This is a genomic window from Devosia litorisediminis (assembly GCF_018334155.1).
In the GTDB taxonomy this organism is placed as follows: Bacteria; Pseudomonadota; Alphaproteobacteria; order Rhizobiales; family Devosiaceae; genus Devosia; species Devosia litorisediminis.
On sequence record NZ_JAGXTP010000001.1, the window covers coordinates 2215631 to 2237746 of the forward strand.

Annotated in this window: 22 protein-coding genes; 6 read left to right on the forward strand and 16 right to left on the reverse strand. The window is 61.2% G+C overall.

What is annotated here, in order from left to right; translation table 11 throughout:
- Window positions 1-102: 102 nt before the first annotated feature.
- Entirely contained in the window at window positions 103-558 is a 456-nt protein-coding gene (locus KD146_RS10555) for a YcgN family cysteine cluster protein (RefSeq protein WP_212658626.1), read from the reverse strand.
- 132 nt (window positions 559-690) lie between these two features.
- Here KD146_RS10555 and KD146_RS10560 point away from each other — a divergent pair, with 132 nt between their 5' ends.
- The 3 genes from KD146_RS10560 (at window position 691) to KD146_RS10570 (ending at window position 4258) form a co-directional block, all read left to right on the forward strand.
- Entirely contained in the window at window positions 691-2850 is a 2160-nt protein-coding gene (locus tag KD146_RS10560) for a transglycosylase domain-containing protein (RefSeq protein ID WP_212658627.1), read from the forward strand.
- 278 nt (window positions 2851-3128) lie between these two features.
- Window positions 3129-3701 (forward strand): DUF1214 domain-containing protein, encoded by a 573-nt coding sequence (locus tag KD146_RS10565; RefSeq protein WP_212658628.1) that lies wholly within the window; start codon window positions 3129-3131, stop codon window positions 3699-3701.
- The gene (locus KD146_RS10570) at window positions 3698-4258 is read left to right on the forward strand and encodes a DUF1254 domain-containing protein (RefSeq protein ID WP_212658629.1); all 561 of its coding nucleotides are present in this window, start codon (window positions 3698-3700) and stop codon (window positions 4256-4258) included. The genes KD146_RS10565 and KD146_RS10570 overlap by 4 nt, the downstream gene beginning before the upstream one ends.
- Here the strand turns inward: KD146_RS10570 and KD146_RS10575 are convergent.
- The 9 genes from KD146_RS10575 to KD146_RS10615 all read right to left on the reverse strand — a co-directional run bounded on the left by KD146_RS10575 (window position 4247) and on the right by KD146_RS10615 (window position 14017).
- A complete protein-coding gene (locus KD146_RS10575) occupies window positions 4247-6118 on the reverse strand; it encodes a putative bifunctional diguanylate cyclase/phosphodiesterase (RefSeq protein WP_212658630.1) in 1872 nt (623 codons plus the stop codon). The genes KD146_RS10570 and KD146_RS10575 overlap by 12 nt on opposite strands.
- Before the next feature lie 276 nt (window positions 6119-6394).
- Window positions 6395-8482, reverse strand: coding sequence for an ATP-binding protein (locus KD146_RS10580; protein ID WP_212658631.1), 2088 nt, complete (start codon window positions 8480-8482; stop codon window positions 6395-6397).
- 65 nt (window positions 8483-8547) lie between these two features.
- The gene (locus KD146_RS10585; RefSeq protein WP_212658632.1) at window positions 8548-9054 is read right to left on the reverse strand and encodes a putative pterin-binding protein; all 507 of its coding nucleotides are present in this window, start codon (window positions 9052-9054) and stop codon (window positions 8548-8550) included.
- A 9-nt stretch (window positions 9055-9063) separates the two neighbouring features.
- Entirely contained in the window at window positions 9064-10107 is a 1044-nt protein-coding gene (locus KD146_RS10590) for an HD domain-containing phosphohydrolase (RefSeq protein ID WP_212658633.1), read from the reverse strand.
- Between the two features lie 186 nt (window positions 10108-10293).
- Window positions 10294-10680 carry a DUF302 domain-containing protein gene (locus KD146_RS10595; protein WP_212658634.1) on the reverse strand — a complete coding sequence of 129 codons (387 nt, stop codon included), beginning with the start codon at window positions 10678-10680 and terminating at the stop codon, window positions 10294-10296.
- A gap of 203 nt (window positions 10681-10883) precedes the next feature.
- Complete coding sequence (locus KD146_RS10600) at window positions 10884-11264, reverse strand: GFA family protein (protein WP_212658635.1); 381 nt, start codon at window positions 11262-11264, stop codon at window positions 10884-10886.
- Between the two features lie 56 nt (window positions 11265-11320).
- Entirely contained in the window at window positions 11321-11941 is a 621-nt protein-coding gene (locus KD146_RS10605) for a LysE family translocator (protein WP_212658636.1), read from the reverse strand.
- 7 nt (window positions 11942-11948) lie between these two features.
- Entirely contained in the window at window positions 11949-13169 is a 1221-nt protein-coding gene (gene chrA, locus KD146_RS10610) for a chromate efflux transporter (RefSeq protein WP_212658637.1), read from the reverse strand.
- Between the two features lie 23 nt (window positions 13170-13192).
- Entirely contained in the window at window positions 13193-14017 is an 825-nt protein-coding gene (locus KD146_RS10615) for a hypothetical protein (RefSeq protein WP_212658638.1), read from the reverse strand.
- A 354-nt stretch (window positions 14018-14371) separates the two neighbouring features.
- Between KD146_RS10615 and KD146_RS10620 the strand changes: the two genes are divergently transcribed.
- The gene (locus tag KD146_RS10620; protein WP_212658639.1) at window positions 14372-15517 is read left to right on the forward strand and encodes a DUF2336 domain-containing protein; all 1146 of its coding nucleotides are present in this window, start codon (window positions 14372-14374) and stop codon (window positions 15515-15517) included.
- Window positions 15518-15544: 27 nt separating this feature from the next.
- On the opposite strand, the gene KD146_RS10625 is transcribed toward KD146_RS10620, so the two are convergent.
- The 3 genes from KD146_RS10625 to KD146_RS10635 are packed head-to-tail and all read right to left on the reverse strand — an operon-like array spanning window position 15545 to window position 18828.
- Window positions 15545-15883 (reverse strand): DUF1491 family protein, encoded by a 339-nt coding sequence (locus tag KD146_RS10625; protein ID WP_212658640.1) that lies wholly within the window; start codon window positions 15881-15883, stop codon window positions 15545-15547.
- The gene (locus KD146_RS10630) at window positions 15884-17056 is read right to left on the reverse strand and encodes a peptidoglycan-binding domain-containing protein (protein ID WP_212658641.1); all 1173 of its coding nucleotides are present in this window, start codon (window positions 17054-17056) and stop codon (window positions 15884-15886) included.
- Window positions 17053-18828: a PAS domain-containing sensor histidine kinase gene (locus tag KD146_RS10635; protein WP_212658642.1), complete on the reverse strand. Its 1776-nt coding sequence runs from the start codon at window positions 18826-18828 to the stop codon at window positions 17053-17055. The genes KD146_RS10630 and KD146_RS10635 overlap by 4 nt, the downstream gene beginning before the upstream one ends.
- Window positions 18829-19205: 377 nt before the next feature.
- Here KD146_RS10635 and KD146_RS10640 point away from each other — a divergent pair, with 377 nt between their 5' ends.
- Together KD146_RS10640 and KD146_RS10645 are read left to right on the forward strand one after the other, a co-directional pair.
- The gene (locus tag KD146_RS10640; RefSeq protein WP_212658643.1) at window positions 19206-19499 is read left to right on the forward strand and encodes a hypothetical protein; all 294 of its coding nucleotides are present in this window, start codon (window positions 19206-19208) and stop codon (window positions 19497-19499) included.
- A gap of 184 nt (window positions 19500-19683) precedes the next feature.
- Window positions 19684-20109 (forward strand): SufE family protein, encoded by a 426-nt coding sequence (locus tag KD146_RS10645; RefSeq protein WP_212658644.1) that lies wholly within the window; start codon window positions 19684-19686, stop codon window positions 20107-20109.
- On the opposite strand, the gene KD146_RS10650 is transcribed toward KD146_RS10645, so the two are convergent.
- The 3 genes from KD146_RS10650 to KD146_RS10660 are packed head-to-tail and all read right to left on the reverse strand — an operon-like array spanning window position 20106 to window position 22089.
- Complete coding sequence (locus KD146_RS10650) at window positions 20106-21182, reverse strand: acyltransferase family protein (protein ID WP_212658645.1); 1077 nt, start codon at window positions 21180-21182, stop codon at window positions 20106-20108. The genes KD146_RS10645 and KD146_RS10650 overlap by 4 nt on opposite strands.
- A 54-nt stretch (window positions 21183-21236) precedes the next feature.
- Window positions 21237-21725: a DUF6456 domain-containing protein gene (locus KD146_RS10655; RefSeq protein WP_212658646.1), complete on the reverse strand. Its 489-nt coding sequence runs from the start codon at window positions 21723-21725 to the stop codon at window positions 21237-21239.
- A complete protein-coding gene (locus tag KD146_RS10660) occupies window positions 21715-22089 on the reverse strand; it encodes a helix-turn-helix domain-containing protein (RefSeq protein WP_249327642.1) in 375 nt (124 codons plus the stop codon). Before KD146_RS10660 ends, KD146_RS10655 begins: the two co-directional genes overlap by 11 nt.
- Between the last annotated feature and the right edge of the window lie 27 nt (window positions 22090-22116).

Genomic DNA, 22116 nt, shown 5'->3' on the forward strand with positions numbered 1-22116 from the left:
CGCTGCCCATCCTAGGCCTGCACTCCCTCTGCACAGGGTTGATCAGGCCACAAGATGGTTAACGAGGCATAAAGATTTGCGGGGAAGGTAATCGTTCCGAACTTAAAGCTCTTCGGGCGGCTCCCATTCGGGCCACTCCACGGCGTGCTCTTCCCACGTGTCGGGTTCGACATCGCCTTCGAGTACGGTGCGCCCACTGACCGACACGCCGACGTCAATCACCGTCTGGGGATCGCCCGATACCAGCGGGTGCCACCAGGCCAGTCCCTTGCCCTCGGAAATGCGGCGATAGGCGCAGGTCTTGGGAATCCAGGGAATCTCGGTGACATTCTGCAGCGTCAGCTTGATGCAGTCGGGCACCTTGGCCTGACGATTGGGATAGTCGGTACAGCCGCAGGTATCACCGTCGAGCAACTGACAGCGCACATCCGAGGTGATCAGGATGCCCGTATCTTCATCCTCGAGCTTGAGCAGGCAGCAGCGGCCGCAGCCATCGCACAGCGCTTCCCACTCGGTCTCGGTCATTTGATCGAGGGTTTTTTCTTCCCAAAAGGCCATCTTAATCCGGTCATGGTAACACTATGGTCGGTTTGCGCTTGTGTGGCGCGCGCCGCAATCATATTCCAGCGATAATGTTGCATTGGCGCTGGGTTGCGGACAACAGTCTGTGAGTGCCAACCGGGGAAATCCGTGCAGGATCCGTTCTATACCAAGGAAAAGCGCAAGAAGACCTCCAGCATGCTGGCGGCCGATGCGTGGCTTGATTCCTCACTCTATGAGTTCGGCCAGTCGCTGGGCCGAGGCTGGACGCGCTTCCAGGATTTCATGTCGATTTTCCATGTCAGCGGCTTCAAGCGGCTGTTCGTGGAGATCGTTTCGGACGGTCTGTCCTTCTTTGCGATTGGCTGTGTGCTGATGGTGGCGCTGGCGGTGCCGGCCTTTGATGCCACCGCGACAGGCGAGTTCAACAAGGCCGAAGACTATTCGGTGGTGTTTCTGGATCGCTATGGCGCCGAAATCGGCCGCCGGGGCATTCGATCGGACGATTCGGTGGCGCTGGCCGATATGCCCGACTATCTGATCAAGTCGACGCTGGCGACCGAAGACCGGCGCTTTTATGACCATTTCGGCATCGACGTGGTGGGCACGCTGCGCGCCATCGTGAGTAATGCCGGCGGTGACAGTGGCACCCAGGGCGGCTCATCGATCACCCAGCAATTGGCCAAGAACCTGTTCCTGAGTTCGGAACGCACCATCGAGCGCAAGGTGATCGAGGCGTTCCTGGCGGTCTGGCTGGAGTGGCACTATTCCAAGGACGAAATCCTCAAGCTCTACTTTGACAACGCCTATATGGGCGGCGGCAATTTCGGCGTGGTGGCGGCGTCCGACTATTATTTCGGCAAGAAGGTGCAGGATATCAGCCTGGCCGAGGCGGCCATGCTGTCGGGCCTGTTCAAGGCCCCTACCCGCTATGCACCCCATGTCGATCTGGCGGCTGCCCGTGGTCGCGCCAATCTGGTGCTCAGCAATCTGGTCGCGGCCGGCTTTCTGACCGAAGGTCAGGTGACCGCCGCGCGGCGACATCCGGCGACCCCGATCGACCGGGTGGCAGATGCCAATTCGCCGAACTACTTCCTTGATTGGGCTTTTGTCGAAGCCAAGAAGCTGATCGAGGCGCGCAATCACACCACCAATAATTTTGTCGTGCGCACCACCATCGACACCACGCTGCAGAAATATGCAGAAGAAGCGGTGATTTCGACCGTGCGCGAGGGCGCCGAGCAGTATGATGTCGAACAGGCCGCCATGGTGGTCACCGATACCAAGGGCGCCATTCGCGCCATGGTGGGCGGCACTGATTACGGCAAGAGCCAGTTCAACCGCGCCATTGTGTCCACGCGCCAGCCCGGCTCGGCCTACAAGATCTTCGTATATTCCGAGGCGTTCGAGCAATTGGGGCTGACCCCCAGCGATATGATCACCGATCGACCGGTATGTATTGGCGACTGGTGCCCGCAGAATTATGGCCGCAGCTATAAGGGCACCGTCACCCTGGCCAGCGCCTTTTCGCAGTCACTCAATACCGTGCCGGTGACCCTGTCGATCAAGACGGGTCGCGATACCATTGCCGCGCTCAGCCACCGCATGGGGCTGCAGGCCGATTATCCCGTCACCCGCTCGCTGGCGCTGGGCGTGGCTTCGGTTTCGGTGCTGGATATGACATCGTCCTATGCGGTGCTGGCCAATGACGGTTACAAGACCCCGGCCTTCGGCATTACCCGCATGACCACGCTGAGTGGCGATCCGGTCTTTGACCTGGACCCCGATGCGCCGCGTGAACGCATTCTGAGCGAAACCACCGTCGCCAACATGAATTACATGCTGCGCGGCGTGGTCACCGGTGGCACCGGACGGCGCGCACAGGTGCCCGGTGTCCCGGCCCTTGGCAAATCCGGCACCACCTCATCATATCGCGATGCTTGGTTCTGTGGCTTTACCGGCAATTACGTTGCGGCGGTGTGGTTCGGCAATGACGACTATCACCCCACCAATAATCTGACCGGCGGTAATCTGCCCGCCATGGCGTGGCAGAAATTCATGGCTTATGCCCACACCAATATCGACATCAAACCGGTGTTCGGGGTCGATTTTGTGCCCGAGCAGACCATCATTGCCGACGCTGATGCCGATGGAACCGATACGGACATTCTCGAACGCCCACCGAGCCTGACCCCGGAAGCTGCGCGCAAGCTGGTGATTCTGGCCAATATGTTCAAAGCCGAGCGCGAAACAGGCAGCATCACCACCGAAGCCAGCGCCCCACTGCCCGCAGCCGTCGAAGAACTGTAGGCTTTGACTACAGTGTAGCGGGGCCACAATCAGTCCTCACGGGCCGCACAATCGGGCGTGAACCGTGTTCAGATCGCCGATATCGCGGCAGGCCGCAAGACTGGCTCGGTCGCGACGCGCGGCAAGCTGGCAGAGGCGCTTGGTGTGAGCATGGATGATCTGGGCTGATCAGTGCATCGACCCTTCCGCCCGCCCCGGCCCCTTGCTATAGGCTAAAGCCAGCCACTCCGCGCAGGTCCGTGTTGCCCATGCCGATTTTCAACCAGAGCCGCTAGACCGTGCGCTTTGTCCTCTATCTGCTGATGATGATTGCCGTTGCGCTCAGCGTGGGGTTCGGCCTGAGCTATTATGCGCTGACCGATGGCCGCCTGTTTGGCGCTGTGCAGGTGGGCCCCTGGACCGCCTGGCCAGATGTCGGCTCCGATGCCCCCAATCCCTATACGCGCGGCCTGTTGGCGCGCGAGGCCACGCTGCAGCTCGGGCAAGCCGAAGGGCTGCGTTTCAGCGCCAGCGTGGATGGTGACGAGCAGCCACTGACGAGAGAATGCAGCTACCGGGTCAAGGGCAATACGCCGCTGGCGACGGCCTGGACACTGGTGGCGCTTGATGCACAAGGGCGCAACATCGCGGCACCCGACACGCAGATGACCATGCGTTCCTCGGGTCTGGCACGGCTCAATGATGGCTCTATCGAGATCGGCATCGGCACATCGCTGATGCCGGGCAACTGGCTCGAGCTGACCGGATCGGGGCCGTTCAGCCTGGTGCTGACCCTGTACGACACCGCCGTGTTCTCGGGCTTTTCGAGTGATGAATCCATGCCCACCATTATCCGGGGCAATTGTTCATGATGCGGCTTTTGCTCTGGCTGGCTGGAGGCGTGCTGCTGGGCGGCATCATCCACATCATCGTCATCCTCACCCTGCCCCGGCTCGATGAGGACACCGTGTGGACCCGCATCGCGGCCATTGATGCGGTTGATCGCGTCACCATCCTGCCGCAGATCGCGCCTGGCGAACCCAACCCACTCGGCCTTGACCCCGAGGTGATCTACGGGGTGTGTCAGCTCGATCTGGCCAAGGGCCCCGGCTATATCAGCGGCGTGCTGCCCGAGGCATACTGGTCGGTTGCGATCTACAACGAGGCCGGCGTGGTGACCTATTCGACCACCAATCGCGATGGCATCGGCCAAACGCTGGAAATGGGCATTTTCAATGCCGCGCAAACCCGCCTGCTCGCGCAGCAGCAGCTTGATGTGGCCGAAGGCCTGCTGGTGGTGGAGTCCGATGATGACAACATCTTCGCGCTGGTGCGCCTGCTGCCGCCCCATCAGGCCATGCGCGCCCGCTTCGCCGATGTGCTGGCTCAAACCGGTTGCGGCAATCGGGCCGATCGATCAGGCAGCTGAGGAGCGCGACTTCTTGCTCTGACCCTCAAGCACGACGGCGGCGCTGACCGGGCGGCTGAAATAATAACCCTGGAACATGGTCGCGCCCAGCGCCCGCAGAGCGGCAATCTGCTCTGCCGTCTCGGTGCCTTCAACCACGCAGGAAATACCCAGGTTCTGGCACAGATCGAGTGTGGTCTTGACGATGGCCTGGCTGGCCCGACTGGTTTCGACATTGGCGACAAAACACTGATCGATCTTGATCCGGTTCAGCGGCAGCGTCTGCACGCGCGACAGGCTGGAATGTCCAGTACCGAAGTCATCAAGCGAGATGCGCGCGCCATGGGCCAGCAGCACGTTTAGCGCCGTGGTGGCCTCCTGGCTATCGTGCATCACTGCGGTTTCGGTAATCTCGAAATCGATGCGGCAGGGCTTGAGATCAGATGCTGCCAGAATGGCCGAGAGATTGTACATCGCATCGGCCGAGGCTAGATCGTGCATTGAGAGATTGACCGAGACACGCTGCTGATCGGGCAGTTTGGCCGCCAGATCGAGCGCATGGCGCACCATGCACTGGGTAATGCGCGGGATCAGGCCCAGCCGTTCGGCGATCGGGATGAAGCTGGCCGGCGACACCTGGCCCAGCTCGGGACTGTGCCAGCGCGCCAGCGCCTCATAGCTTTCAGGCCTGCCCGTCGCGATATTGATGATGGGCTGAAACACCGGCACGAGTTCATGCTCGAAGCTGGCCTGCAGCAGCGCTCGTTCAATCTTGTGGGTGTGGCTGATCGTGGCCTGGTGTTGTTCGCCAAAGACGACAAGGCCACCCTTGTGATGGTGCTTGGCCTCATAGGCGGCGTAGTCGGCACGGTCGAGAATGGTTTCAGCGGAATCACCCTCAAGCGATTCCGCGATGCCCAGTGAACCGCCCAGTCGGGCGACCGCGGCATCGAGATAGAAGGGCTGCTTGAGCTGGGTGATCAGCATTTGCGACCAACCCTGCAAAATCTCAGCGTCAGGCTTGCCGGGCAGCAGGATGCCGAACTCGTCGCCGCCAATGCGGGCCACGACTGGCTTGAGCCGGCCATCCCCCTGCAGTCGGCGCGCCACTTCGACCAGCACCTGATCGCCAGCGGCGTGGCCATAGGCATCATTGATGCCCTTGAAGCCATCGAGATCGACAATGCACACCACAACCCCGTCGGCCTGCTCGACCATATCGGTGAGCATCTGCATGAAGTGGCGGCGATTGGGCAGACCGGTCAGAAAATCTATATTGGCCAAACGGGCGCTCTTTTCGGACAGCTCGAGCGTGGCCAATTGCGCCGCTTCGCTGCGAATGCGCGCCGTCACCTCGCGCTGCACCACGCCGCGCAGCAGGGTGGAGAGCCCGATACAGGTCACCGCCGAGGCGATCGCGATAAAGATGTAGGGTCCAAAGCTGGCGGGTTCGCTGCTCCGCGCAACCAGCAGCATTGAGCCCAGCGCAGCGGCAACACTGATCAGGACGGAACGCTGGGTCACCGACGACATGGCAAAGGCCACAGCCAGAAGGGGAAAGTAGACCATTTTGGCCGGTTCGTAGTGCGCCAGCTGATAGGCCAGCACGTTGAGCAGCATCAGCAGATGCAGGACACCATTGAGGAGTTCCAGCCCGCCGACGGATAGTTGACGGGTTTCGACAATGCGCCAGAGCAAAACGGAATAAAGCGCCGTCGCCGCCGAGATGGACGCCATAACCACAAGTGTGATGCCGCTCTCATCGGGAAAGTGGGCGAAGGTGACGAAGGAATAGTAGGCCATCGTGGCAATCAGAAAGCCACGATGCAGGGGCCGGTAAGCAACGGCGATGTGCTCGGCTAAACTCTTCTGTACGCTCACAGAATCGACCGTTGAAACGGATGCGGCTGTCTGGCCTTCTGGCCCGCGCTCAGTCTTCATCTATTCCGTCACCGCCATTCTTGGCGCGTCCCTGTTCAAGCCTTTCGTTGTAAGCAGATTGTCCGAAGCAATATTTAATGGCGGACCAGTATTGGGGAAATACAGTCGCTTATCTGCATTTAAGCTCGTCAAATGCGCACAGCGTTACCAATATCCTACCCATGCATATATTTGCACGGGCGCCGCAAAATTACAGCATGTCAGACTACATGCAGCTCAGGCCGCATCGCGCCGGAGCGTTTCGAGTTGCTCGCGATCGAGCGGACCGGCACCAAGATCATCGGCCCTGGCAGCGATTGCCGAATAGCCCAGTGCCAGCGCGGCGCCCTTGAGCGTATGCAGGGCACTCTTGAGCGCGAATTCATCGCTCTGACCGAGTGCGACAATGGCGCGATCAACCAAGTGCACGGCATCGGTCTTGAACTGCACCTCAAGCTGCCTGAAGCTGTCGGGACCCAGCTCTTCGATCAGGGTTTTCTGGTAGTCCTGATCGATATCGCTGGGGGTCAGATCGAGCGGGCGGTTCTCTAGCTGGTGCAGCAATGGCGACAGGGTGGCCTCGAGCTTGGCGCGGGTTACCGGCTTGGCGATGAAATCGTCCATGCCCACGCGGGCGCAGGCCTGCCGGTCCTCGGTCATCGCATTGGCGGTCAGCCCGACAATGGGCACGTTGAACCCCAGAGCGCGGGCATGACTGGTCGCGGTGACGCCGTCGAGCACGGGCATCTGCATGTCCATCAGCACCAGATCCAGGCCACCCATGGCGATCGCATCAATGGCCTCTTCGCCATTATGGGCGTAGACCGGCTGCAGCCCCATCTTTTTGACCAGAGCCCCGGCAACCTGACGGTTGATGGCATTGTCATCGACAATCAGCACCCGCCCGGTTCTGGCGGCCGGCTCGCGTCGGCTCGGTGACAGGCCCGGCAGGGTTTCCAGCGGCATGGCGGCCAGATCCGGTTGCTGCTCGTGCGCCTCGACGGCCGAAACGGGCAGCGTGAACCAGAAATTGCTGCCATGGCCGGGCGTGCTGTCGACGCCGATCTGGCCGCCGACAGCCTCGACCAGCCCCCGACAGATCGCCAGTCCAAGCCCGGAGCCGCCGTGCACGCGGGTGCTGGAGCTATCGAGCTGGCTGAACTGCTTGAACAGGTGGCGCACATCGCCTGCTGCAATGCCCGGTCCGGTGTCCTCCACCCGACAGCGCAGCACGCCGTCGGCGATCGTGGCAACGATGCTGACCGCACCATGCTCGGTAAATTTGAGGGCATTGCCAACCAGATTGACCAGCACCTGGCGCAGCTTCGCCGGATCAGCGGTGAGGGTGACATCGGGATAGGAAAAGCTGAACTGCAGCTGCGCGGCCTTTGCCCGAGGCGCCATCATGTTGCGCACAAATTCCATCACCTCGGCCAGCGCGAAGTGCTGGGGCTGTGACTGGATGGCACCAGCCTCAAGCTTGGAGAAGTCGAGCACGTCATTGATCAGGTCGAGCAGCATGTCACCGGACTGGCGGATCACGCCCACCTGCTCGGCCTGCTCGGTATCAAGCGGGGTGTCGGCCAGCACGTCGGCCATGCCGATAATGCCGTTGAGCGGAGTGCGGATTTCGTGGCTCATCGTGGTCAGAAAGATGGATTTGGCTTCGCTGGCCGCCCGCGCGGCGCGGGCCGCCCGTGCGTTCTTCTGGCTGAGCAGTTCGACCTCGCGACCATTGCGCGAAAGATGCGCCAGTTGCAGCGCCAGCATGACGACAGTCAGGATCAACCCTATGGTGAGCGCTGCCATTGCCAAGCCGATATGAACATAGGCCTGCATGGTCGCTTCGCGCTCATTGACGCGGATTTCTCCCACTGCAGCATTGGCCGCGACGATCAAGCTGCCTGTGGCGCTGCGCAATTCGGTCGCGGCGGCGATTATCGCATCAATACGGGTCGCCAACTGCTCTGGATTGGTGGCCAGTGCATCCAGTTCAGGGGTAAGAGCGAGCACCTGATCGCTTACTGCGCGCGCGCTGTCGCCGACGTCAGACCCGGCACCAAAGACTATTGCATAACTACCGCCGCCCAGCAGGCCAATACGGCTATAGAGCAGGTCGAACCGCAGCAGCAGCTCATCCACGGTGCTGTCGACCTTGGCATGCATGGCCGCTTCAATGAGACGTGAGGTTTCACGATCGACCTGATAGGCGGCCCATACGGCGTCCTCGCGCACACTTTGCGCCTGCGCATTCTGGCGCTCATCAATGCCGAAAACCAGCCAGATCACCGATGCCAGCATGATCGCGCTGGCCACGATGAGCACAATGATGCTCCACCCGATCCGCCGCGTCACTTTGCGCCGAAGTTTTATCGCCTTGCCAGCCATGCCTATTTCACCGCGATCGAGGTGACCTGCCAGACGGAGCGACCAAAGATAACTTCGTTGTAAAGTTCTTCGTCCTGGTCGAAGGGGTAGATGACAAAGGACGGCCCCTTGTCACGCACCGATAGCGGCTGCCCGTCAATCTGGTTGGCAAGTATGATGCGGTAGTTCTCGAAATCCGCGAAGGGGATATCAGCCGAATAGTCGTTCAGCGCCGTGACGGTCACGGTGGTGCCGCTGGCGCCGACCAGTTCGAGCAAGGCCAGGGCTTCTGGCCCGGTAAAGCTCTGCGCGGTGTCATACCAGGGCGTGGTGGCGGTTGTGGTATGCTGCGGCAATGCATCAAGCATGGCGCGATCAAACTCTGCGCGGCCAGTTGCATTGGTGTGAGCGATGTTGCCGGTGACGGTCAGCAACACCGGCCCTTGAGGCGTTTGCAGCGGCACAGCCTGGGAAGGCACCGCAGCGAACGCGACAAAGGCAATGGCGAGGGTGGTGAGACGGGTGTGCATGGGCTGTTCTCAGGCTGCGGTCTGAAGCTTGGCGGCGGCCGTGAGCGGCGCGATCCGCCCCCAGGCGCGCTCGAAGGCGGCTACGCAGTTGGGATCAAACTGGCTACCTGCGCACCGATTGATTTCGGCGCGCGCCTGGTTGACCGGCCAGGCCTTCTTGTAAGGGCGCTCGCTGCATAGCGCGTCGAACACGTCGGCGACTGCAGTGATACGCGCGGCCAGGGGAATCGCGTCGCCGGCAAGACCATTGGGGTAGCCTTTGCCGTCCCACCGTTCATGGTGGCCCAGCGCTACAATGGCGGCCATCTGGACCAGATCTGAACTGCCACCAGAGAGAATTTCTGCACCGATCGCCGCATGGGTGCGCATGATGTCGAACTCTTCATCGGTCAGCCGGCCTGGCTTGTTGAGAATAGCGTCGGGCACACCAATCTTGCCGACATCGTGCAGTGGCGCAGCCAGAGCCAGCGTGCGGGCAAAGGCTTCGCTCTGCTGCATTTCTTCTGCGATGAACTGCGAAATCTGGGCGACGCGCTCAATATGCTGACCGGTCTCCCCGTCGCGAAACTCGATGGCGCGCGCCAGCCGGAACACCACTTCCTCTTCCCGCTCCTGCAAATGGCGCGTGGCGCGGTCCACCCGCACCTGCAGGTCTTCGCTGCGCTTGGCGAGCGCATTCTGGGCCTGACGCAAATCCAGCAGGTTTGTCACCCGGGCCCGCAATTCAAACGGATCGACCGGCTTGGTCAGGAAGTCAGTAGCGCCAGCTGCAATGGCCTGCAGCCGCAGGGCACGATCGCGGTCCGCAGTGATCATGACCACGGGCACATGGGTGTGCATCGCCGTTGCACGCATCTCCTGGATCAGTTCCAGCCCATTCATGCCCGGCATGAGGTAGTCGACGATGACCAGATCCCACACGGATTCGGACAGTGCTGCCAGGGCGTCCAGCGAGTCCGCAAAACCGGTGCACTGAACGTGCTCCAGCCGACCGACCAGCTGGCAGATAACGGCGAGGTTGGAGCTGTTGTCTTCAACGACCATTACGCGCATCTTGGATCTCCTAGTGAGACCCTGCATAATAAATTCCGTTGCGGAATTCATTCTGTTAAGGCGCGTAGGCTTTCCCGTTTATTACTGAACAGACGTCACAATGTATCATCGCCCTGCGCCATTGCAGAACGATGAACGCTTGAAAACAAATGATGTCAGGTCTTTACCTAAGCTAGGCCCCAGCGGTCAGAGTGCTTCGACAACATCGGACAGCATCTGTCGGACCTGCCCTGCCACCGACTGCAACTGCGCGTTCTCGATGGCGCTCATGGATGCAACAGGGTCAATCGCACTGACTTCAACGCCGCCATTGTCCAGTTCGCGGACGATAACATTGCAGGGCAACATGGCCCCGACCCGAGGCTCCAGCTTAAGCGCCTCAAAAGCCATTTTCGGATTGCAGGCACCAAGGATCACATAGCCCGGAATGGTCTCATCAAGCTTGGCCTTCATGGTCTTCTGCACGTCGATCTCCGTGAGCACACCAAAGCCCTTATCGGCAAGCGCCGCCCTGGTGCGATCGATGGCGGCCTCGAACGTGGTATCGGCCAGGGTCTTGTTAAAGGTGTACATATCGATCTCCAGCATTTGAACGGCAAAGGGGATTGGGGCGTTCCGCGTCTGAATCGCCACGAAGGAAACGCCTCAGGAACACGCACGTTCCGACAAAAGCCGGTCCATCCCGTACCGCTACAATATGCCGTTTTACTCAAACGCAATTGAGACAGGTCAAATCGCGCAGCCACGGGCCTCTGGTATTTTTCTCCGGGTCGCCGCTATTGTGCGTTCTGCGGTAGGCCATCGGCGATTTCGTAATAGTCACCCTTGTCGGCCACGAAGATGTGCAGGGCCAGCTTGGTGCCGGCCGGGCCGTCAAACGCCCCCATCATGATGCCGATCCAGTCGAGGTGGACCGGATCAAAGAACAGCGAGGATCCACACACAGCACAAAAGCCGCGCCGCACCTTGTCCGATGATTTGAACCAGTTGATCTTGTCGTCGCCTGTCACAGTTAGCGATGCTCGTGGCACATCGACACCGGCTTCGTAGTGTCCGGTGTGTTTGCGGCACATGGTGCAGTGACAGGCAGATGCCTCGGGCAAGTCGCCCGCAACGCTGAACTGCACGGCGCCACACAGGCAGGATCCCGAATGCATGATCGTCCCCCTTCAGACATGACTGGGCGGAGATTGAACCGTTTTGCGCCGGTGAACTAGCCCATCCACGCCAGAGAACTGATGGCCAGAACGCCAAAGCCGCTCAGCACCAATCCGGACAGTCCTGCGACCCAGCCTGCAAAACCGGCTGGCAGACGCTTGTGGGCCAGCGCCACGCCGCCGCTGAGCAGGACCCACCAGCACAGCGAGCCGAGGAAAATACCGGCAACGACCATGACGGCGCCGCCGTCCCGCGCATCATTGGCCAGTCCCAGCCCGGCAAAGATGGCGGTAAACGAGACAATGGTCAGTGGACTGGTCAGCGTGAGCATGAAGGTCGCCAAAAGGGTGCCCAGCAGGTCCCCGGCGCCAATACGGGCCGCCTTTGATGCCGGTTTGGGCCTCATGCTCCGCCAGCCCAGCCAGATCATGAACATCCCGCCCACCAACCGCATGGGGCCGTCGACATGGCTCAGCAGCGCCGCAAAAGCGGCAAAACCCAGCGCAGCCAGCGTGGCATAGAGTGCGTCGGCCAAAGCGGTGCCCAGACCGCCAACCATGCCAGCCCAGAAACCGCGCTCAAGCGTGCGATTGATGCACAACGCGCCAATTGGACCCAGCGGCGCGGCGATAGCCAGGCCCAGTATGAAGCTTTTGATGAACAGGGCTGGGTCCATGGCGGTGCTAGACTGCCACCATGCCAAGGCCACCCAGCACCCCGCCGCTCACGGCCAGCGCCAGCACCACCACCCATGGGGGTGCCTTCCAGGCGACCAGCAATACAATGCCTGCGACGGCCAGAGCAAAGTCGATCGGTCCCAGCACGGCGCTGGTGAAAACGGGATTGTAGAGTGCGACGCCCAAAATACCGACCACGGCAGCATTGGCGCCCCGCATCCCGGCTTGCGCTAGCGGACGCGTGCGCACTGTGTTCCAGAAGGGCAGCACGCCCACCAGCAGCAAAAAACCCGGCGCGAAGATCGCAAGCAGTGCAATCAGGCCGCCGCCAATATCATTGGGCATGGGGGTTTGGGCGGCGCCCAGATAGGCAGCGAAGGTGAAGAGCGGACCGGGCACGGCCTGGGTCGCGCCATAGCCGGCAGTAAAGCTGTCGGCGGTCAGCCAGCCCCGCGCCACTGTCTCGGCTTCGAGCAGCGGCAGCACAACATGGCCGCCGCCAAACACCAGGGAGCCGGCACGATAAAAGGCGTCAATCATCCCCATGGCGTGGTTCTCGGCCATGCCGGCCAGAACAGGCAGCCCCAGCAGCAACACGGCGAACAGAACAAGGGCAATGAAGCCGGTCTGGCGACTGACGGAGAAATGAACCGGCGATGAGCCGGGAATCGGCAGATCACGACATAGCCAGAGCCCGCCGATCACACCCAGCACAATAGCCAGCACCTGCCCCAGCGCGCCGGGTACAAGCACCATGACGGCAATCGCCAATACGGCGATGCTGGCGCGGATACGGTCTGGTGTCAGCGATCGGGCCATGCCCCATACGGCTTGGGCCACCACCGCGACTGCCACGAGCTTGAGCCCATGCAGCACGCCCTGAGCGATAGCGCCATCAAGCGCATTTGCGGCCATGGCAAAGGCGATCAGCAATGCTGCCGATGGCAGGGTGAAGGCGGCCCATGCCGCGAGAGCGCCCATGGGCCCTGCCCGCCACAGGCCCAGCGCGAAGCCGACCTGGCTGGAGGCCGGCCCGGGCAGGAACTGGCACAGCGCCACCAGATCGGCATAGGCGGCGTCATCAAGCCATTTGCGCCGCAAGACCAGTTCGTCGCGAAAATAGCCCAGATGGGCAATCGGGCCGCCAAAAGCGGTTACGCCGAGCTTGAGAAAGGCGGCAAAGACTTCGCCCGGCGATCCGGCGGGTTTGACGGGGGAGGTATCCAAGGGGGGCTCCGGAATGGCAGGCGCTACTTCTGCAGCACGATCTCGGTGTCGCCCCTATTTTGGAAGCGTGACGGTATCACGACACTACCCTTGCCGCGTCCCGAGGTGCCATCGCCGCAAAAATCATGGCGGTTGGCGCGGGTGACATAAACCGACATCTGCCGCAGCGCCTCATCCACCGTCAGTGACTGCTCATGGGGTGTCTCCACCAGCAGGCTGTCCAGCGCGAAGTCATAGCTGTCATAGCGATAGTTCAGGGCCCGCACGAACCAGGCGATATAGGCGTCGTTCTCATATTTGCGGGCAGCGACGTCGCCAGAGGCACTTGCAGGCAGGTCGGCGCGCAGGCTGGCCAGGGCGGCAGCGCGCTGCTGATCAACCGCGATCACCGCGCAGATGGCGGCAAAGGTGGTCGGCAGTGTCTGGTTGTCGATCGAAACATTGGCGCCGACCGTGCTGTAGCGGGTGCGCGAGGACTGGTAGGCCGTCTTGCGCAGATAATCGTAATAGCGATCGGTCTGGTAATAGGTGTCTTTGGGCGGGATGATCCGCGTGCGCTGCAGTTCGACCGAGGTGTCGAACAGCCAGTCCTTGGCATGGGGCGCGATCAGGAACCGCCAGACGCGATCGTGCATCTCGGTTTCCTGGTCGGTCTTGTTGAAGCCGGACACGGGCTCTTTGCGCATGCCGGCAATGACGTTGCCGGCCGCAGGCATGGCGGTGTCATGCGTGAAGCTGGGCTGCGCGCGGCCGAAATCGCCGACAGGTCGCGCGATGCAGCCAGCCAGCAGGCCGGTCAGCGCGACAATCGTAATCAGGCGCAGGCTTGTGCGAACGCGGTCAACCACGCTTTCGTTTTGGCCGAGGGTCGAGAGACTTCTTAGGTAGAGACGGCGTCCCGCGTTCATAACGCACCCCGGTAAAAATCAGGATCTGGGCGTCGACAGGTTTTCTTGTTCCCGTATCAAGCGACTTCCGTCGCCCATCGAATTTGACGAGCTTTCCCAAGCTGCCCTCCATCTGAACTCGCTCCCCCTTTCCCTGAGGACAGCGTCTCGTGTTGCAAATCGGCCAGCACGACGCCCCTCGTGCTTCCGAAACCCATTAAGAGATCGTCAAGGTTAACAGTCTGCTAACGAATTGGCGGCAAAGGTGGGTACACATCGAATGTGATGCGATTCCGAAGTGACGGTTCTTATAAAATGCTTGGTTTCCAGCCCTACGAGACGTTTCAACTGCTGATCGAGACCGGCGGCATTGACCGAACGAACACGCTTTTGATTGCGGCGTGCGACGCCTATACGCGGCGCGGCAAAGCGACTGCTCCCGAAATGGAACAGTTTGAGGCGCTGGCCAGCCGCCTGTTCCCGATTGCCGGCCCGCAGGCCAAGGCAAAGGGTGCCGCCATTCTGGGTCGTGCCGAGGTTCTCTCGCCAGCGCTGGAGCGTCTGGTGGTCGAGAATATCGGCGAAGACCTCAACACATTCCTCAATGGCGCCAAGGAGTTGTCCGAGCAGACCATGCTCAGCATCGTGTCGCGCTATGACGTGCCGGGCGCTGCAACCATTGCCGCCCGCCCCGATCTTTCCAATGTGGTGCTGGCCAAGCTGTTCCAGATGAACTCGCGCAAGGTCTACCGCGCGCTGGCCTCCAACACCCATATTGTCCCCCGGGGCGCCTATCTCAGCGCCCTGGCCCGTTCGGCGCAGATGGACCACATGGTCGCCGAGTCGCTGGCCAAGCGGTCCGATTTCGACGCGGCCCTGCTGGCCCCGGCCTTCTTTGATCTCTCCGACACCGATCGTCTCAAGGTCATTCAGGCCTTCGCCCATCGCGAAACCCCTGTCGCCCCAATCAAGAAGACCATCGAACAGTTGACCGTTGCCAATGCCGAGCTGACCAAGGCGCTGATGAAGCTGTTCTCGGAGAACCGCCGCCCCGAGGTCACCAAGCTGCTCAGCCAGATTACCGGTCTGGATGAAGTGCGTTGCGGGCAGATCGCCCATGACGTTACCGGCTCTGCCCTGTTCGTGATCCTGCGGGCCTTTGGCTGCAGCGCCTATGACGGGCTCAAGGTTCTGATCCACGCGACCAGCCACGACAATGATCGCTCGCGCGCGCTGGCTGATTTTGCCACCATGTTCGGCAATGTCACACCGGATGCAATGGCTTATCTGATGAGCGCCTGGCGTGGCGAAGTGAACCTGCTCGAACTGGCCAAGCCAGAATACAAGCCGTTCACCGAGACCAGCCGCCGCACGCCATCTAGCCTTGCACCAGCGCATAATCCTGTGGTGGAACAAGCCATCGAGGCTCTGGCACGCATCGGCATCAAGCGCGCCAGCTAGGCGCGGCTCGGAAACAGGACATGTGGGCTATTTGACGACATCGATGCCCACATCGTCGCCGCGCAAGTCCAGACTGAGCACCCAGAGATCGGGATCGAAATCGACTTCGCGGGCGATGCGATCGCGCACGTCTGCAGCCGAACTACGATGGAAACGCTGCTGAAACACCAGAGCCGCGCTGTCATCGGTGCGACTGACCATGGGCGCAGGTGTATAAAGCGAGACCGTGCCGTCGAGATGGTCAACTTCAATAAAGACCTGGCCGGCGATCGGGTCACCGCGCCGAGAAACCACGCACATATTGCCCAGATCATTGTGCCGCCGCACGAACACACCGCACCAAATATCGCTACGGAGCGTGCTCACCTAGATGGAAGCGCCGGCGCTGCGCAGCAGGCTCACGAGGTCAGGCTTTACCTCACCGGTGAGCTTGTAGCTGTGGAAATTCTCGAACTCACGGATCGCGCGGGCTGTTGAGTCACCGGGCTGACCATCGATGGAGCCATGATAAAAGCCAAGGCTGGCGAGGCCGCGCTGGATCTGGCTGACCAATTGCTGATCATTGGCTGGCGCACCAGTGCTTACACCAGCCACCTGCTGCGGCGCAGGGGTGGCCGGGGCAGCAATCGGGGCCGCCATGGGTTCAAGCGAGGCCACCTGCACAGGCTTGGGCATGGGTTGGGCGGAACTGCCCAGCGCGACGGCCGGACGCGGACTGGTGCCTTGCGCGGCAGGCGTGCCACCAACTGCCGCAACAATGGAATCAATGGTCTGCGCGGCAGCATTGCCGACGGTATCAACAGCATTGTCGACTGGCGTCAGGGTTGGCAGGCGGGCGATCACCTGCACCTGCTCAACTGGCTGGGTCGGTGCTGGCTGAACGGGCTGGGCAACGGCCTGCTGCACGGGTTCAGGGCGGGTGGCGACCGGCGCCGGACGCGGCGCGATCTGAGCGGCCTGCTGGGTCATGGGAACTCGGCCTGCTGCGTCGGCTCCCAGGATTGCCTCCACGACGGCGGGCGTCAGCGCGCCTGTGGGCTCAAGCCCGTTGCGCTCTTCAAACGACCGGATCGCATTGGCTGTCATTGGCCCGTAAAAGCCATCGACCTTACCGTTGAACAGGCCAAGCTCGGTCAGTTTCTTCTGGACGGCAAAGGCTTCTCGATTGCCAACAGGCGCTTCTGGAATGCGCTGGGTCGGCGCTGCAACGCTGCCTGTGGTGTCATTGGCTGGCAAAGGCGCGACAACAGCCAGACGCTCGGCCGGCGCTGGAGCGGGCTCAGGCGCGCTAACGGGGTCCACAATTGCGGTCTGCCCGCTTTGGGCCGGCGCAAAGAACGGCGCAGGATGGTGGCCGGGCTGGAAATAGAGCGCATTGCTGCCCGCCAGTGCGGTCAGGGTCACCAGCGCCATCAGACCGGTCGATGCCAGCGGCGCCTTCATATAGTGCGACAGGGCCCATAGGCCTGCGCGACCCAGCGAGGCCGCGACAGCGCTTCCTGCAGCCAGCGGCAGGTGAGTCAGAGTGGATGCTGTCATTGCGCTTTTCTTTTTTCGTCTTGCCATGGGGTGCTGCGTTCGGCGGCTTGTTCTCTGTGGAGTGGGGTGATGGTGGCAGTCTCTGCGGTGTTTATTGCTGGACCGTTTATGGGAAGCAAGACAGTCACTGTTGTCCCCGCTCCGATCTCGGACATGGCACGCAGGGTGCCTTCATGCAGTTCGACCAGTCCCTTGACGATCGACAGCCCCAACCCGGTACCTTCGTATGGCCGGGAAAGGCCGCCCTGCGCCTGGAAGAAGGCTTCACCAACACGGGCAAGCGACTCAGGGGCCATACCAACACCTTGATCGATCACGGACATGTTCAAACTTTGGCCCTGCCGCTTCATGTTGACGACAACCGTGCTGCCGGGATGGCTGAACTTGATGGCATTGGACATCAAGTTGAGCAGGATCTGGCGGCAGGCGCGCTCATCGGCATTGAGGGTCGGCAAATTGTCTTCGACATTACTGACAAGGCGGACGTCGCGTTCCTGGGCCAAAGCCTCGACCATGTTAAAGCACGGCTCGATGATGTTCTGCAGTTCAAAGGGTTCGCTCTGCAGCTCGAACTTGCCAGCCTCGATGCGCGACATGTCGAGGAGCATGCGGACAACCTCGAGCAGATGTTTGCCACTCTGATGGATCAATCCGGCATATTCGCTGTGGGTCGGCGACAACTCACCCCCAATGCCTGTACTCATCATTTCGGAGAAGCCGACAATGGCATTGAGCGGTGTACGCAGCTCGTGTCCCATGGTGGCCAGGAAGCGCGACTTGGCGCTGGACGCTTCCTCGGCGGCCCGGTGGGCCTCGATCATGGCCGCTTCGTTGTCCTTGCGTGCGGTGATGTCACGGAACAGCGCGATGACTTCATGGCGCACACCGGTATTGTCCGGATCAAGGACCGGGGACAGGCTGATCTCGACCCAGACGAAGCGGGGTACGGTCGGCGAGGAATGCGGATCGTCCTGACGCATCCGCACTTCGATCAGCCGGGTCTCCCCGCCCTGATTGGCGTCGGCGAAGGCGGTCAGATAGGCAGGCCGATCCATCACATGCATGCGCGCGCCGAGACCGCTACCCGTCAGCTCAAAGCGACGGCAACCAAACAGCGTTTCGGACGAACGCGACGCCAGCAGCACTTCGCCATTGCTGGAAAAGCGGATGACTGCATCCTGAACATGCTCGATCAGGTGACGATAGGCGGTGACCTGGGCCTTGTCGTAGACTTCAAATGCCCCGTTGATGCGGTTGGCAGTGTGGATGACCACGCTGACGCTGACGGCCAGGGTAATGCCCGATGCCAGCGTGAGAATGCCTGACGGCATGAACGGGGTCGGCACGCCAATGATGGCGGTAACGGCGCCCAGCGCAACAATGGCCGTTGCCATGATCCAGCTATGCTGGCGCAATCTGGTGTGGCCGAGCAGCGCGGCCAGCACGGGCCCCATCAGCGCGACGGCCATGCCGATATCGGCAAATCGATTATCGGCCAGGGTCAGCAGCAGCCCCAGACCAAGCAAGGTATAGACCTGGCCGGCAACGGCCTGCTGAAACAGCTGGCGCTGATGCAAAGCCAGTGTCGTCATGCCGCTCGCCAGCGCCACTGTGGCCAGGATGAAGGGCAGGACGGTGCCGGTGACCAGCCAGTAAATGGCCAGCGGCATGACCAGAGCGCTGGTGACGATCGCAATTCGGGAATTGTTGGCCAGCGTCTTGCGACGCAGCACTTCGGGCCGGTTGCCGGACCCGGCGACGGCCAGGGGCATCTCTTTGCTTGCGACAAAAGAGAAGAGGCTACGCATATACACAATACTCACTATCACGACGCCAGCGGTGACGGTGCCGAGGCACCCCGGGTCAGACATTTACGCGTCCCACCCGGCCCGGATGAACTCCGGGTCTTGTTGAGCCCACACTGGCGGCCAAGAGCTAAGGCGAGCTTAAATCTCGGGCCACCAATGGCTTGGCGATGGGTCCAGAGGGGCCTTTCTGGGGTTAGCGTAAACAAGGTGTTTCGCTTGCTGCCAAACTGCGTGGCAATTGCCTCAAATTTTATCGAATTGCCCCAGTCCGGCTTAAGAGGCGGGGCGTAGCTTGGTTTGTGCAGGGTCATACAAGCCCTGCGAAAACTATGGATTACCAGATGTTTGTCGTCGTTCGTTCCGTTTTTTGGCTTGCCGTCGCCTATATGGTGATCCGCCCCGGCGTTGATCTGCCCGATGGCAATGCCGTCGCCGCGCAGGCCATGGCGGCCGGTTCTCAAGTGGTGAGCGAACAGATCAATCGCATCGAATGCACAGATATCACATGCGCTGGTGGCAAGGCCGTGTTTGCCGCAGCGCTGCAGTCTTCCCCGTCAGTCGGTCTTCCCATGCATGTGATGCCGACAAGCAGTCTGGCCCCCATTCCCCGGCCCCGGCCGGACTGGGCGGGTTAAGCGGCGCCACTACGGCGCCCTGAAGTACCCCAGGGTTCGTGTCTCTTCCCCAAGTGACGCACTCCAACGACCCTGGCCCTGCCCCAAGCACGCTGCCCCGTGCTTGGGGCTTTTTCTTTAGATGTGCGATGATGCCGCCGCGATGTCGCTTGCGAGCGCTGCGCCGGCCCCCTAGATAGGGGGCATGAGTGAGCCAGCAGCCTTCCAGGATATCGCCGAGAACCTGTCCTTCCTTGACGACTGGGAGGATCGCTACCGCTATCTGATCGAGTTGGGGCAGGCCTTGCCCAAGCTCAGCGACGCAGAAAAATCCGATGAGAACCGGGTGCATGGCTGCGTATCGCAGGTCTGGCTATCGGCAGAGACCGAAGCGCAGGACGGGCAGACCGTGCTGCGCTATCGCGGCGAGAGTGACGCGATGATCGTTCAGGGGCTGGTCGCCATTCTCCTGGCACTCTATTCAGGGCGCCCTGCCGGCGACATCGCGGACACCGATGCCATTGCCATCTTTGACAAGCTGGGCCTGCGCGAACACCTGACGGCACAGCGTTCCAACGGGCTGGTGGCAATGGTCAATCGTATCCGGTCTGAGGGGGCCGCCCTGCGCTAGGCGGCTGCCGGCGTAACCGGACCAGCGGGCGGCTTGTTGCGGCTCGCGAACCGCTTGCTGACAAAGCGCAGCAGCGGCAGTTCACCCCATTGGTAGAGCATCCAGCCGGCCGTTGTGCCGCCGATGATCGAAACCGCCGCTACCAGATAGTCCGCGAACATATCTGCAGGGTCCAGCAGCTTGAAGGCGATGCCCGACAGGATCGCCACCTCATATATGTGCACCAGATAGATGGAATAAGAAGCATCGCCAATGCGTTCGAACAGGCCGATGCGTGGCATGACTGGCTCAAGCCGCACCAAAAGAAGCACCAGCGCCGTCGCGAAAATCAGGAAGCCGATAAAGGCGTAGCCATCCTCGACAATCTCGGCGCCCCAGGCGAATCCCTCAATCATCGCGATCAGACCAACAATGGCAGCTGCATAGATCGCGTTTCGCGAGAGTTGGCCGATCTTGCCGCGCATGGTTGCCAAGCCCACCCAGGCGCCAGCACAGAAGGCCAGCGGCATGTAGCTGGTGTAGAATTGAGGAATGGCCGACTGCGGCTCAAAGATAAGCCCCATCAGCGCCAGTGCGGAAAATGCGATGGTGAGGCAAACCACCCGCGCGCCCGCGCCCAGAAAGGCCAGCAGGGCGAAGCTGACATAGAAGAACATCTCATAGTTGAGTGTCCAGCCGAGCTTGTAGAGCGGATGAATGCCGCCGCTGACCGGATTGTAGAAGGGTATGAACAGCAGGGACAATACCAACTGGGTGCCGTCATAGACCGTCGTCTTGAATATCTGTGGCGCGTAAAGCGCCAGCGCAGCCGCCAGCAGGGTGGCGATCCAGTACATTGGAACGACGCGGATGAAGCGACGCCGGAGGAATTCGGCGGCTGAAAAGCGCCCTTCCCCGGTCACCACAACCATGATGAATCCCGAGATCACGAAGAACAGAATGACCCCGAGCCACCCCAGGCGGCTAAAGCCGAGATTGTGCTCGACCAGCGGGTACAAAAGGGCGTGCGATGCCAGGACAAGTATCGCCGCCAGTCCGCGCAGGTATTGGATCGAGAAGAATTTGTGGCCCATGAATTTCGGTTATCACGCAATTTGTATGACCAATCATTACCAATCATTACGTAGTTAAGAACAGTCTTCCGCGATAATCGGCAGACGTTCGCTGCGCCAGGTTCGGGCAGACAGGTGTTCCGGGCCGGCCGCTTGTTCGAGCAGCCCCAGTTGTGCGGCGAGTTGGCTAAGGCCGATGCGCAATACCAGCTTGGCGCTGCGTCGTGGCCAGCGGCGCTCGGTCTCGACGGCCTGCAGGCCCTTGCCCACCCCGCACACATCAAACAAGACGCCCCAGCAATCGGGCGGCAGTTGCGCGGCCAGACGGTTCAGGCGCTGTCGCGCGTGACTGGCGCTATCGGCAATATCCCCGGGGGTTCCGCCCGACTTGCTGCCCACCCGGGCCGGGTCATAGGACATGGTCAGTCTTGGCGCGAGCTGGGCGCGCCGGATCAAACGCTCAAGGCGCTGCGCTGCCTGCACGTGGTGTGGCCCCAAAAAAGCCTGCCCATCATTGTCGCGACTGGCGGCCAGTCGATCCACTGCGGTCTGATCAGTGGGCATGAAGGGTCCCCGCGTCCAGCTGTGCCTCGAGCTGGCGCTCAAGCCCACTCACGTCCTCGTCGAACCCTGGGTCGTCACGCAGATCTTCAATGACCGCACAGGCATACGAAACGGTGGTCCGATCGCGGCCAAACGCATCGCCGATTTCACGCAAGGTGCACCCCAGAATGACGTGCGAGAGATACATGGCCAATTGCCGGGCCCGGGCCGTTCCCATGCGGCAGCGCGAACGGTGGGTCAGCAGGCGAACAGGGATGCGTTTTTCGCGCGCAATCAACGCAATAGCCGCGTCGCATGCGCCGGTGTTGATTGACGGCGCGGACAGGGCTGGAATGGCTTGGGCAGATAGAAAGAGCTGAAACATCGGCTGGCCTCGTCAATATGCAGGAAT